The 14073-nt window shown below is 51.4% G+C and carries 10 protein-coding genes; all 10 read right to left on the bottom strand.

Features of this window, described 5'->3' with window-relative positions:
* Nucleotides 1-231: 231 nt before the first annotated feature.
* Nucleotides 232-3075, bottom strand: coding sequence for an S-layer homology domain-containing protein (locus MYS68_RS30480; protein WP_248931061.1), 2844 nt, complete (start codon nt 3073-3075; stop codon nt 232-234).
* Nucleotides 3076-4415: 1340 nt separating this feature from the next.
* Nucleotides 4416-5519 carry a glycosyltransferase family 4 protein gene (locus tag MYS68_RS30475; RefSeq protein WP_248929401.1) on the bottom strand — a complete coding sequence of 368 codons (1104 nt, stop codon included), beginning with the start codon at nt 5517-5519 and terminating at the stop codon, nt 4416-4418.
* Nucleotides 5520-5768: 249 nt separating this feature from the next.
* Nucleotides 5769-6905: a polysaccharide pyruvyl transferase CsaB gene (gene csaB / locus MYS68_RS30470; protein WP_248929400.1), complete on the bottom strand. Its 1137-nt coding sequence runs from the start codon at nt 6903-6905 to the stop codon at nt 5769-5771.
* Entirely contained in the window at nt 6878-8950 is a 2073-nt protein-coding gene (locus tag MYS68_RS30465; RefSeq protein WP_248929399.1) for a DUF5693 family protein, read from the bottom strand. Before MYS68_RS30465 ends, csaB begins: the two co-directional genes overlap by 28 nt.
* A gap of 75 nt (nt 8951-9025) precedes the next feature.
* Nucleotides 9026-10732 (bottom strand): phospho-sugar mutase, encoded by a 1707-nt coding sequence (locus MYS68_RS30460; RefSeq protein ID WP_248929398.1) that lies wholly within the window; start codon nt 10730-10732, stop codon nt 9026-9028.
* A gap of 34 nt (nt 10733-10766) precedes the next feature.
* Nucleotides 10767-11198 (bottom strand): 3-hydroxyacyl-ACP dehydratase FabZ, encoded by a 432-nt coding sequence (gene fabZ, locus MYS68_RS30455; protein ID WP_248929397.1) that lies wholly within the window; start codon nt 11196-11198, stop codon nt 10767-10769.
* A 176-nt stretch (nt 11199-11374) separates the two neighbouring features.
* Entirely contained in the window at nt 11375-11899 is a 525-nt protein-coding gene (locus tag MYS68_RS30450; RefSeq protein ID WP_248929396.1) for a CDP-alcohol phosphatidyltransferase family protein, read from the bottom strand.
* 110 nt (nt 11900-12009) lie between these two features.
* A complete protein-coding gene (locus tag MYS68_RS30445) occupies nt 12010-12252 on the bottom strand; it encodes a DNA-directed RNA polymerase subunit beta (RefSeq protein WP_248929395.1) in 243 nt (80 codons plus the stop codon).
* 27 nt (nt 12253-12279) lie between these two features.
* Nucleotides 12280-13146, bottom strand: a complete 867-nt coding sequence (locus MYS68_RS30440) for a flagellar hook-basal body protein (protein ID WP_248929394.1) — start codon at nt 13144-13146, stop codon at nt 12280-12282.
* 16 nt (nt 13147-13162) lie between these two features.
* The gene (locus MYS68_RS30435) at nt 13163-14068 is read right to left on the bottom strand and encodes a flagellar hook-basal body protein (RefSeq protein ID WP_248929393.1); all 906 of its coding nucleotides are present in this window, start codon (nt 14066-14068) and stop codon (nt 13163-13165) included.
* Between the last annotated feature and the right edge of the window lie 5 nt (nt 14069-14073).

The following is a 14073-nucleotide window of genomic DNA, read 5'->3' as shown; positions in this document are numbered from 1 at the left end:
CGCTGCGTTTCATAAAAAGTTGCGCGCTTTGAAAAAACTTTTTTGAAGTTTTTTCGCTCAACTTAGGCGACGCGATATTCGAGGGGTTTGTATCTATCCGACCCGTATATCGTTCTTCCACGAGTTTTAGTATACAATGATATATCACTTGCGTCATTACTTATAATTTTCCATCACTCCAAGTATAAAACCCCCGCCAATCTGAGTGATCGGCGGAGGTTTTATGTCATATTAAGGGATTTTCTTCAGCTGTCTTAATATTCTTGTCGCAATGACAGCCGCTTCGGCCCGGGTCATGGGAAGTTCCGGCTCGAACCGGTATGTCGCCTTCTTCTGTCCGGGGAGCAAACTATTCTCGATCCCTTGCATAAATCCGGCCTTCACTACAGCTTCGACTGCAGGAACCGCATAGCGGTCGCTGGCTGCCAGCGCAGGAGCATCTGTGAACTGCTTCGTTAATGCCGCAATGGAATTCGTGATATTGTTGTTCAACTTCAAATTGGCTGCCCTCGCCAGCATTTGCGCGGCGTCCTTCCGTTTGATGGATTCACCGGGAAGAAACGCACCGGAATCGGTTCCGCGTACGATCCCCGCTCTTGCGGCCGCCTCAATGTGAACAAAATCATAGAGCCCGTTGCTATTAAGCAAATTTTCCCCTCGCTGCACATCACTGAAGGTACCCTTGGAGGAAGGATCTTGAGGATCCGCCGAACGGTTTGTCGTATCCCGGTTTTCCAGGGGAATATCATATATTTTCACCAGCATGGTGACGAATTCCCCTCTGGATATGGCATCATTCGGTAAAAAATCGCCCGGCGACTTATTCATCATGATAAATCTGGAATACAGCATATCGAGGTCATCCCTGGCCCACGCATGGTCTCTGACATCATCAAAGCTATCATACATATACATGACCATAAAGTAGCCAAACTTATCGAAAGTTGCCGTTATCGTATTTTTACTTGTATCGATTTTGCCTCCAAGATTTTTCCATTTCATTTCAGGCGGGTCGTCTTCCCCGTTTTCCTTTTCTACAAAAGTCAATTCGAAAATAGATAAATACTTCCAGGAATCGCCGCGAATGCTTGGATCATATTTAAGGGTAATAGTCCCTTGTTTATTCGGAATGACGGTGTCCTCGAAATCTCTGGAATAATATTCGACTCCGCTTCTCGGCAACGGCAATGTTCCGCTGCCCTGAAGTGCATCCTTCAGATCAACCGTCGTACTGGTTGGATCGGGTATAGTTCCGCCATCCACCCAGAACAGCTTACTGGCAGGCTTGAATCGATCAATCGCCGCGTCATTGAATTTATCCCTCGATGCCCCGTCGTTTAAATCTTCAATGTCGTCGCCATTCGCATCTTCTGATTTATCTACGGCACCGTAGTCCGACAAGGAAGCTATGCCGAAGAACAAATCTCGATCCGCCGATACAAACTGGTTGGCCGGATTCATGTCGTTTCTCATTAACTTGGTATCCTTAGGGAAGCTGATCTCCAGGTCGCCGCCAAATACCTTCATCTTGTTTGCGATATTAAGCTTAGCCTGCGCACCTTCGATCGCCGTATCCACATTGTTTAAAATCAACGTTCCGGATTGTTTGGTCGTTCCTCGGTTAATTGTAAATTTAATCGAGTTTTGTCCAGCCTTGAGCTGCTTGGCTTCATATTTAAAAACGTCCATATTCGTATAGTCTTGGCTTTTCAAGACCGTATCCTTGCCAAATACGATATTATCTGCCCCGTCTGCACGGATCAAAATTTCCTGGAAATTTTTATTGATATTTGCTTGCACATTTCCGGTTTCGTTCGTAAAGACAGGCGGGTACATAATAATGTATGGCGTTGCCTGCCGCGAAATGGTGATGGTTTTGCTTACGCTTCCGTTGCCGGTTTTCGCATCCAAACGGAATGTATAATCGCCATATTTCGGCAGCGGTATCTTTTTGGTTTCAAACGTTTGCGGCGACATTCCCGTGTAAACGGGGAAATCCGTTCCCGCCGTTTTCAAAACAACCTGGGTCGTCGAGCCAACTTGATTATATGTGATTGTATATTGCCCTGATGCAATATCGGCATTTAATATAGAGCCCGTCAGTACAACTTCGGTTTCGTCCGTCACATACGTGTCCGGATTGGCTCCGGGCTTAAATTTCGTATTATCCTTCGGTTCGAACGCTTGAATAACCGGGACCTGTTGGCTGAATACGAAAATATCAACACTCGTTTCCGTCACGAGCTGCCTGGTACCGGACGCGTTTTTCCGATAAATGGAAACTTTAATCGTCTTCTTTCCATCGGCGAAAAGGTTTGGTATGTCATTGTTGTCTTTATCCTTAAAATCGGTGATTTTAAAATTCCCTGCGCCATCTAGCGTTACCGGCTTAAGCTCCTTGCCGTTAATGCTAACGACAGCGTCGTAATCGGCTGGTGTAAAGTTGACAAACCGTCCTTCGATACATGGTCCTACCGGCGTCGATCCACAATATAATTCGCTTAACGATTTGACGCTCATGCCGTTATAAATATTGGACAAGATGACGTACGGCGAGCCGAATAAGGTGATATCATAATTTTTTTGGCCGGCCGGATATCTCGAAAGCGAGCCCAACGCTCCGGTATATGGAACCACTTGCACCTTAATGGCCCCATCCGGAATTCCCTGCAATGTAATTGGCACTTTTATATTGCCTTTATCGTCCTTAACTTGAAGAGCAGGGTTCTGTTCAACCGCATAAACCTTACCTTGGGAAGGGTCGTCAGCTGCGGCATGACCACCAACGTTATCATTGTAGTCCACTCCGTTCAGCTTCACCTTTACATAGGTTGTCGGCGAATTGACATAAATATTCAAGTCCGCAGGAAGTGAGTTGATCTGCGTGACTCCGGTGTTGTTTAGTTTTGTCGTTACGCCGCCGATCACTCTTTCTACATATGCAACCGCCGGGCGGTCATATTGTTGGAACGAGAAATCGTATCTGGATTCTACGAAGGTTCTGAACGTTAAATCGGTATAAAACCGAACGATAAATTGCTGATTCAATGCATTGTTGTCCGTCGGCAGATCCACCAGCAAGTTCGATACGTCATAGTTGGATGTGCTTGCCGTATTGTCCAAAGCGAACGAAACTTGCTTCGCAGCATCGACTCCCGGCGAGCCGTTCACGAACTGCTGCGAGCTTCCGTCCATCAAGTTCAAGCGAACCATATAGTTGTTGTTGGTATTTAATGTAAATACATCGGCATAAACATATTGACGAGCGGATGTACTCGTATTGATCGGATTTTTCAAGCTGGCTTTCACCGTTACATCGGTGGTTGTAGCTCCGCTGCTGTTGCTCAAACTCGGAGAGGTTGCAAGCTTCTCATATGCTGTAGTATCAGTCGGATCCTTCTGCCTGATATTCGCCTTATAAGCAAACGCCTTGCCGTCATCATAAATAAAAGATTTTTCTACCTTATAATAATTGGTAGTGTTTTTCGCAATAAATGTGATCAAGTTATCCCCTGGAGAAAAGTTCAAACCGGTGGAACGGCCGGTATTGGTTACAAATGTAAAATTACCCCGGGAAAATGAAACCGGGTCATATACGATGCCCCTTACGGTTGCCTGCAGCTGAGAGGCGTTGCTGGCGGTACCGGTAATGGACAGTCCGGTATAAGGAGCTTGCGTCGGATACATCATATCGTCGACAAAGTCGACCCCATTCACTTTAAGGTTCGAAATGTTCGTAACCGCCGTGAAGTAGACCCAAGCCGGCTTAGAAGCCGATACGGTGGACGATTGATATTTTACCGTAATCCTATTAAGTCCTTCGGATAAGTTGATGTTATTGAAAACCAATTCACCCGTATTTGCGGTACTCTTCACCGCTTTATTGGTGTTATTGACTTCCGTAGCTCCTGTCGTTGCATTGAATACTTCGTAAAATACATTCGTGATTTGATCATCCGGAATGTCCAGTGTCGGGTAAGTCACGGACAAAGTCAGCGGGTTAACCGTCAAATGATCAACCGGATCGCTTGGCCCCGGCGGATTGTAATCGACATACGTGATCCCGTTGATGATCAGTTGGGTCTCCGCAAAAGCCGTCGCCGGCGGCAGTATACCGACGAGCATCGCGATAATAATCGCCAAGCTTGTCCATTTGCTTGAGAAGCGCTTCAAGATGGATTCCTCCTTGATATGTATTGATACATTATGTATGTGCTGCTTCTACAACCATTGGTAAAACAAAAAGCTACCTCCCTTGCGTAAATTTGTTACATGAATAAGCCTGGTGTTCCAAAAAAAGTTGCAAGTACTTTAATTATCGGTAAACGCCGTGCGATTTTTTAGAGAAACATGTCAATTTATGCAAAACAAAAAAATTCCAACCCGAAGAGGTTGGAATTGCCGGCAAACCAAGCTTATTTGGAAACGCGAGAGCTGACCTGTACCATTTTGGCCAGCTTCTGCAAAAACTGCAAAACCGGCTTGCGGCTTTTGCTGATAATGCCGATCGCTTCAGCGCCGACGACCATGACGCTGAGCAGAATAGCGATCAAAATGACCATAGCCCATAAGGTGTCCTGAATTTGCGCAAAAAGCACGGAGCATAGGCCGAAAATGAGCGAAATGCCATAAATGACGAGCACCGTTTGCCGGTGGCTCAGACCAAGCTGCAGCAAGCAGTGATGGAGATGGCTTTTGTCCGCTGCGGAAATAGGCATCTTGTTAACCCAGCGGCGCATGATGGCGAAAAACGTATCCGAGAGCGGAACGCCCAAAATCATAACCGGTATCAATAAGGACACGACCGTGGCTTGTTTAAAGCCGAGGATCGACAAAGTGGCCAAGCTAAAACCGAGGAATAAAGCCCCGGAATCCCCCATAAAAATTTTCGCCGGATGAAAGTTGAAAAATAAAAAGCCAACGATGCTGCCGAGCAAAATAACGCTTAGCAGCACTACCGTTACGTTGCCCATCATCAAAGCGAGCACCATTATGGTGGCGGTGGCAATTCCCGAGACACCGGCGGACAAGCCGTCCAGCCCGTCAATCAGGTTGATGGCGTTCGTTACGCCGACGATCCAGAGAATGGTGAGCGGTACGGCAAGCCAAGTCAGCGAAATGGTCATATCGCCAAAAGGCACATTAACGAGGTCGATCACGACTCCGGAGTAAACGACGACGCATGCCGCCAGGATTTGTCCGAGCAGCTTCACTTTAGGAGACAAATCGAACCTGTCGTCCAGCGCGCCGACCAACACAACGATCGCGCCGCCCACCAATAAGCCGACGGCGACGTCGGACTTATGCGTTTCGATAGCCGGTGAAATGATAAAATATGCTCCAACGAAAGCGAGAAAAATCGCCAACCCGCCCAGACGCGGCATGATACGGGTATGTACCTTTCGCTGATTCGGCGCATCGACAGCGCCCACCCAGAAAGCAAATCGCTTGACAAACGGAGTCAGCAGCAATGCGATCAGACAAGCAGCTATAAACCCGACCACGTACAACATATTCATTCTATGTCCACAACCCCTTTTTCTCTATGCAAACCCAGCACTTTCAATTATACTCTCAAACGCCGGGGAAAACCATCGTGAAATTCAGTAAATTTCCCGGTTTTCGGGCGATTTTCAAAATGGGAAGCTTGCTTTAAGAACTCTCTCTTTTCACGAATGGGATTCACTGCGTATTTCAGGTGCAGGGAGTTCCTATGAGAAGGTTTATGTTTTATTATTTTGCGGTGGACGGTTCTTGTTTATCCAATTTCAGCCCGAGGTTTTGAAAAAAAACGCGATGCGCCGCGCCGGCTCCCCGGCTTCAGCTTTCAGCCGTTCGATTGCTTCCTTCTTCTCCTGCCGCCACTGCTGCCTTGCTTCCAGAAGGTCAAGAGCATGCCGGGCGAACGTTCCGGGGTGAAGCAGCTTGGTGGAGGCCGCCGCTTGCATCTGAAGCCGGTTCAAAAACTGGTCGATCTTCGGGTCGTACGATATGCCGATCATCGGAACATATTGTCCGGCTGCATAAATCAAGGAGTGAAGCCTCATCCCGATCAGCAAATCGCACCGGCTCACTTCGGCTAACATGTCCTGCGGATGAAAGGCATCCGGAATAACCGTTATTTGCTGCTTGTATTTGTCGCCCATTCTCTGAATGACGTGCCGGGAAGCAACTTCGTCGGAAGGCAGGTGGAATGGCAAAAACCGCAGCTCCATAGGCTGGCTGTCCAGCATGTGGGTCAGCGCTTCCGCCAAAGCGTCCAGCTCCGTACGGTCCGGATTCCAGAAACGGACGGAGACGCCTATCACTGGCAAACGGGTACCGGCGGATCCGGCATCCGCTCGTGCCGGCGGCTCTGCGCCATCCCGCAGCTTGAGCCCCATGACCGGATCGGGCACAACATGAATACTGTCACCGGAAAGTCCGGTTTCGCGAAGCAGCTCGGCAGACTCGGCATCGCGCACCGAAATATACTTGCACTTACGGAACGTGCCGCGGATCCACGGATAAAACATTTTGCGGTGGACCGGACCGATGCCCTGCGAATAGACGAACGTCGGCTTGCCCAGCCATTGCGCGAGCTTAAGAACAGCCAGGTAGTACGGAATCGTCTTGCTGCTCGTTTCGTCCTGCAGCAAGCTGCCGCCGCCGCTGATCAGGCCGTCCGCCTCGCGGAGGGCGCCGAACACCGCGCCCGGCTTCATGCGGTGAACAGCCCGTACGCCGTAGGCCCGGCTTGTTTTAGCCGGGTCGATCGACAATACGACCGGGTCGAACTGCAAGTCGTGAGCGCGACCCTGCTCCTCCAAAGCGAGCAGGATCGACTGCAGTACGGCTTCGTCGCCACTGTTGTCAAAGCCGTAATAACCGGAGAGGGCTAACGTGATGCGGTTGTTTTTGCCCATGCGCGCCATCTCCTCGCTACGATTTCCCAAACGATGATCGCCGCGTAACCGATAAGGGCACCGAACGTAATCCCATATACGACTCGGGTCAGCGAGATCAAAATGGGGGTATGCAGATGACAAAACGTATCTACGATCGAAGCTTGCCCGATGACGCCGAGCAAGATCAGGATCAATGCACCGCGATAGCGGGCAGCCAGAAAGCCGCCGAGCAGGAACAGCGGATGCGCAAACAAAAACTCCTTCGTCCGCGGACGGACGCCGAGCGTATTTTCCAGGAAGGAGCGGAAAAGCTTCTCGATAGCCGAAGCTTGTCCCTCATTGCCGGTACGGGACAAGTAATACAGGCCTGCCCCGACGATGACCGCAGCGCACAGCACCCATACAACGCTGATATAGGAAGTGAGCAGCTTGCGGACCTGGGCCCATTTTTCCTTATAGGTCGAAGTCTCGCTGAAAAACAAATAATAAATCACGACTACGACGATTGGAATCAAATGAACGGCGCTGACTCCTCTGAATTGCTCCAGGACGAGCGAATACGTAATCTGATTGAGCAAGCCAATGATAAATAACGCGCCGATCAAAGAGATACCCACCGTTCGTAAGAGAAGGAGAATGGCAAATGCGGCGGACGAGGAGACGCGTCCCCCTCCTCGAGCCGCTTTATTCCGCTCTTTGGCAGCACGGACAGCAAACATCATCGCCAGACTCGGAGCGCATACCCCCGCTCCGAGAGCGAGCCCTTGCGCAAACAAGCTTTGGGACAGAACGAGCAGCCCCGCGGAGCCGATCATGCCGAGCACAAACAATGCCAACGTCATCTCCGGTATAAAATACGATGCCGTCAGCGCAATCAAAGCGACGGCTCCGGCCCACAGCAGCCCTTTCGCCGCCTTTTGCCATACCGAATGGAACGGCCAGAAACGCTCCGCGATACCAAACGAGTAGCCGGCATTTTCAATGCGTTCGAGCGCCCCGTCGGGGCCTTCCAAGCTTTTGTACAGCGGCTCGAGCGGGTTCAAAATCTTTCCTTTGTCGGCGTTTTTGACGGCCCGGGCGTTCAAAAATACCATGCGGATGTTGCGGTCTTTCACGGCCAGTACAAAGCGGTCGGCGACCCCTTGAACACGATCCGCCAGCTCCGCTTCCGTCAAATTTTCCGTCAGCTTCTGGCCGTCCTGTTCCGTAAACGAATGCAGTCGGACGACATCGTAATTAATGTTTTTAGCGAGGCGGTTGAAGCCGCGCTGCGGTGCTTTCAGCAGTTCAATGGCGGCCAGGCCCATGTTGTACTTCTTCATCAACTCGGCCATTGTGTCGATGTTTTCGAAGTTTTTATCGTTGACAAAGCCGGGCACCGTTTCTCCATCGATGATGAACCGCTTTACGCCGAAGCTTTTCAGCTGGGCAAGCAGCTTGTCCATATTGGCCGCGTCAAAAGGTCTGCGGTTCGACATCCGCACGACGATCTGGAAGCCTTTATCCTTCAGCATCTGCAAGGTGATCGGATCCGGATCCATCGTTTTGAGCATCGCTTCTTCCATGCCCATTTCAATGATCATGCCCTGCTGGTTTTTGAAGCTCCACGGACGCATGCCCACCTTCAAGCTGCTGAACGTATTCTCGATGAGCGGCTGCAGCCTCTGCTGGGCCGTTTTATCTGCAAACAGGATGTACGTAAAGTTTTCGTTCGGCGATATCGGACTTTGCGTGAGCGCGGTCGCTTCGTGCGTGGAATATACCTCAATTCGCCGGCTCAGCCGGAATTCGGACAACGTCGACTCGTACACCGCCAAGGAATGAATTCCCGCCGCCTTCATTTGGGTCAATTGATCGTTGACGAATTTTTGCGGGTCCGGCTGCAAATCGGAAATTTCCAGCAAATCCCGGTAGTCGAAGACAAACTCGACTTTGCGGGCGGATTTTTGTTCGGTTTCTACCCTTTCATAGGCGATGCCGAGAGAGGCCAGCATGCCGATAATGACGAGCCACCACAGCGGTCTCATCAATTTGCGGTTCCAATCCAGATAACGATGGATCAAGCGATTCACTCCTATCTGCCCTTTAACATTCTGAAACCTCTTTAAGGCCAAAGCCCTAAAGAGGTTTGGTAGCCGCTATTTGCTTAAACTGTCAACGCGGGACATGACGTTCTGTACCAAAGCCGCTATCGCGTCCTGCGCACCTTGGCTGGACCGGCCCCGCACCGCAAAGTACACTTTGATTTTCGGCTCGGTGCCCGACGGGCGGAGACAGAACCAGGAATCGTCTTCCAGCGTGTACTTCAGCACGTTTTCTTTAGGTAATCCATACAACCCTTGGGAAAAATCTTCGGCTTTGGTCACTTTCAAGCCGTTGATGTCCGCAGGCGGGTTAACGCGCCAATCATTCATGATCGCCTGAATTTGCTCTACGCCGTCCTTGCCCTTGAGCGTGCGCGACTCCAGCCTTTCCTGGAAATGTCCATGCCGCGCGTACAGCTCCTGAAGCACCTCGTACAGCGTTTTGCCCTTGCTTTTATAGTAGGCCGCCGCTTCGCATATAAGCATCGAAGCTACAACAGCGTCTTTGTCGCGGGCGTATGTACCCGCCAAATATCCGTAGCTTTCTTCATAGCCGAACAAAAATTCGCGTTCCCCGGATTTCTCGAACTGCGTCATCTTCTCACCGATGTATTTGAAGCCGGTCAGCGTATCGAGCGTCTCCGCACCGTAATGACGGGCGATAACTGCCCCCATCTCGCTCGTGACGATCGTTTTGATCACCACGCCGTTCGCGGGCAGCTGCCCGCTTTCCTTCAAGCTGCCCAACAAGTAATCGACCATGATTGCGCCGGATTGGTTGCCGGTGAGCACGAAATATTCGCCGCTCGTATCCTTGACGACCGCCCCCATGCGGTCGCAGTCCGGATCGGTGCCGATGATGATATCGGCATTCACCTGCTTCGCCACCTCGATCGCCAGCTTAAAAGCATCGCGCTCCTCCGGATTCGGCGATTTGACGGTGGAGAAATTCGCATCCGGCTGCTCCTGCTCCGAAACGATGTGCACCTGCTCGAAGCCGATCGCTTTCAGCGCCGCACGCACCGACAGGTTGCCGGCTCCGTGCAGTGGAGTGTACACGATGCGGAAATCCGGGCTCATCCGCTTCACCAAATCCCGGTTCCGGCTTACAGCTGTAACCGCATCGATAAACCGCTCGTCGACTTCCCGGCCGATCCAGACCAGCAGTCCTTTCGTTTCCGCCTCGCTGCGCGACAGCTTTTTGACCTGAGCAAACGATTGCACTTGTCCGATCTCCGCGATGACCTGCTCCGCCTGATCCGGTACAAGTTGTCCGCCGTCGGAGCCATACACTTTATACCCGTTGTACTCGGGTGGGTTATGACTCGCGGTGATGACGATGCCGGCGGACGCCTTCAAGTATCGTACGGCGAAGCTCAGCTCCGGTGTCGGTCGAAGCGATTCGAACACGTACGCTTTGATGCCGTTGCCCGCCAAGACGAGCGCCGTTTCCAAAGCGAACTCCGGAGATTGATGCCTGGAGTCATATGCGATGGCTGCGGACGATCCGCCCGTTTTCAGTAAAAATTGAGCCAGCCCTTGGGTCGCCCGCCCTACCGTGTAAATGTTCATGCGGTTCGTCCCCGCTCCGATAACGCCCCTGAGTCCGCCGGTACCAAACTCCAGGTCGCGGTAAAAACGGTCTTCGATCTCTTTCGGCTGATCCTGAATGGCGCGAAGCTCCGCTTTGGCCGATTCGTCGATGGCCGCATCGTTCAGCCACAGTTCATATTGCTCCTGCACACGGGTAGACGTATTCATGACCCCCACTCCTTTTACGAAAAATGATTGCTTGTCAGGTCCGATCGGACAATGCGAACATCAATTCGCCTTCCGCTACCAAACGGTCGCCAACCTTGGCTTTAGCCTGACCTTTGCCGATGGAACCCTTCAGTCGGGTGATTTCCACCTCTAGCGTTAACGTATCGCCAGGAACAACTTGTCCGCGAAACCGGAAGCCGTCAATGCCGGCAAAAAAACCGAGTTTGCCCCGGTTCGCTTCGACCATCAGCATGGCGACGCTCCCGACCTGGGCGAGCGCTTCTACAATAAGCACGCCGGGCATCACCGGATAACCGGGAAAATGGCCGGGAAAAAAAGGTTCGTTCATCGTCACGTTTTTGATGCCGACGGCCCGTACTCCAGGCTCTACTTCCAAAATACGGTCGACCAGCAAAAAAGGATACCGGTGTGGAATAATTTCTTGAATTTGGGTGGCATCTAACAAGGGTGCCGCTCCTTCCGCTTCTAAAGTATAAAAACTACGGGCTTAACTTACACTAACGGTGTCCCCTTCATAATCTGCAGGTTGTGAAGGTTGATATAAAAGGAGCGTATGTAGGGGCCCCGAGGAAACCGACGACAGGGCCGTACATATGCTCTTTTTCCCGTTCCTGTGCCCATTCATTGGCTCGATCGCATATCCTCTTTGTTAAGGGAACGAAACTGCAAAATATAAATGACGGACGTCACAAAGGAAACTCCGATCACAAACCATAAATACGTTTGGGCGAACGGAAACTGAAAAACGATAAATAAAATCGCTATGTAATAAAGCACCGTCGTCAATTTGCCCATCGCATTGGCCGGAACCGTCTTCTTGCCCCGAAAATGGAAAAACGCCGAACCTGCGATCATCCCGGCATCCCGGACAAACATCGCCATAGCCGCTTCCCACGGAATCATTCCCGAAAAAACGAGCGACAAGATGACTGTGATCATCATCGATTTATCGGCAAGCGGATCGAGCATGCTTCCCAATTGGGTGACCAGCTTCCGTGTGCGTGCAATATAACCGTCCAATACATCGGTCAATCCGGCGATCAAAAGCACGAGAAATGCCGTTTTGATATGTCCTGACGAAAAGACCAGGAGATAGACCGGAATCAGAATAAACCGACATATCGTCAGCAAATTAGGCACGTTCATCCTTCGTCGCTCCCCCGGGATAGCTTTAGCAGTACCTTTTTCCAGTAACCGCCTATCATCCATACATTATACCGTTCTTAAACCAAAAATAAAACTCCCTCCCGGGAGCTTTACGAAGCGGCGAAAACCAAATCGACCATGTGCTTCCATGTTTCCATTTGAAACACTTCAGGCACCGGCTGCCCGCCAATATATACATATCCGATCATAAGCCCGCCGATCAATCCGGCAACGCAAAGGACAGGCACAAGCAGCACCTTTCCAACCGTCCAGAGAATCACTTTCCACCTGGGCCGCAGCTTTTTCGGTTTCGCTTGATCTTGTTTCCGTTCCTTGGGTTGTTCCGCCTTCAATATCGTTAAAACCTCATTTCATGCCGCTTATCCGCGCAGATTGTTCGCCAAGTTCATCATCGTATCGGAAGAGGTGATCGCCCGCGAATTAAGCTGAAACGCGCGCTGAACGATCGTCAGCTCGGACATCTCATCGGCCAAATTCACATTGGATTGCTCCAAAAAACCTTGGCGCACGGTGATCGGGTCGGCTTCATTCGGTACGGCAGGATCCACGGTTTGCAGGATCTCTTCCCTATTCGTCGCATTTTGCGGCAGCCCGTACAGGTTGTCGCCCATTTGCTCCAGGAGCTGCGGGCGAATGACCCGCACCATCTTGATTTGCCCTGCCGGCACCGGCGCCGCCGACTTATCGGTTTCGCTGTAAGCCATCACCGAACCGCCGGCGTCGATTCTAACCTGATGATTGGCCGGTACGGAAATCGGATTATCATCGGCTCCCATCACAAAGTGCCCGTCTTTGGTCGTCAAATAAAACGTATCCGAACCCGCGGGTCCCGGGGACAACTGGAAAGCGCCGTTGCGTGTCCATGCCGTCTGCTGCACAGGCTGACCGTTAGCATCGAGAGTATTGACAGTTAACTCAAACATTCCGTCCCCTTCGATCGCCACATCAAGCGGATTTTCGGAAGCGACCAGCGAACCTTGGGCCATATTCACTTCCGCGTGGACAAGCTTGGCACCCCAGCCTTGATTGTAACCGAGCGGGGACAAGCGGCCTTCTTTCTGGAAGCCGCGAGGCTGCTGTTTGACGCTGGTGAGCACATCCTGAAAGGACGCCTCTTTCCGCTTGTAGCCTGTCGTATTGACATTGGCGATATTGTTCGCGGTCAGATCGAGCTTTTGCTGCAGCGCACGCATCGATACCGATGAATTAATCATGGAATTGTTCATAGTTTTCGCTTCGCTCCTAGATCCGTCCGACGTCGTTTACGGCTTTTTCCATGCTTTTATCGTAAAATTGCACAACTTTCTGGTTGGCTTCGTACGCCCGAAGCGCGGACATCATGTCCACCATCGATTGCCCGGCGTCCACGTTGGAACGTTCTATGTACCCTTGGCGCACTTCGACTTGGTCGTTCAGACCTACCGGTTGAACCTGGGTGGCGTTATCGGCATTCAGCCGGTACAAGCCGTTCCCCTCCCGAACGAGCTGGTTCGGGTCTTCCACGCGGGAAATCAGCAAATTGAGCGGCTGGTTGTTCGCTCCCATAATAGGCTGACCGTCCCGATTGGTGAACAGTCCCGACTTGCTGATGCGGAAGTTGGTAATCGGCGCTTGCGTAGTCGGATCGATCAGCACGATTGGTTGTCCGTCGCGTCCGGCCACCCGGTTCCCTTCCGAGGTAATCAGGTTTCCGTTCACATCCACCGTAAATTTCCCGTTCAGCGAGTACCGCTGTTCCCCATTTGCATTCAAAACCGTGAAAAACGCCTGCGGTTGAATAACGCGCTGGCCGTCCGCGTCGACGTATTTGCCGGAAGCGTCGAAAGTCGCACCAGGCACCTGAATATCGGAAATGAGCGCAAAATCATAAGGGTTCTGCGTCTCCTGTATGTCGCCTTGCGCATGAACGGATACGTTCTCCTCGGCCATTACGCCGGTCGTTAGCCTTCCGACCCGGGCGGTAGGCGGCTCTCCGGGAGCGCCGCCGCTGCGGATCCGCTCGATCAACATCTCCGGAAACGAACGGGAGATGCCTGTCCCCTGCTTAAAACCCGGCGTGTTGATATTCGCGATGTTGTTCGTTACCGTATCGTGCTTGCGCTGCTGAGCGATCATACCTGAGGCTGCGGTGTAAAGTCCTCTTAACATTCGAT

Origin of the sequence: Paenibacillus hamazuiensis (genome assembly GCF_023276405.1) — a bacterium.
GTDB classification, from domain to species: domain Bacteria; phylum Bacillota; class Bacilli; order Paenibacillales; family NBRC-103111; genus Paenibacillus_AF; species Paenibacillus_AF hamazuiensis.
This window is presented reverse-complemented; position numbering and strand designations above follow the sequence as displayed.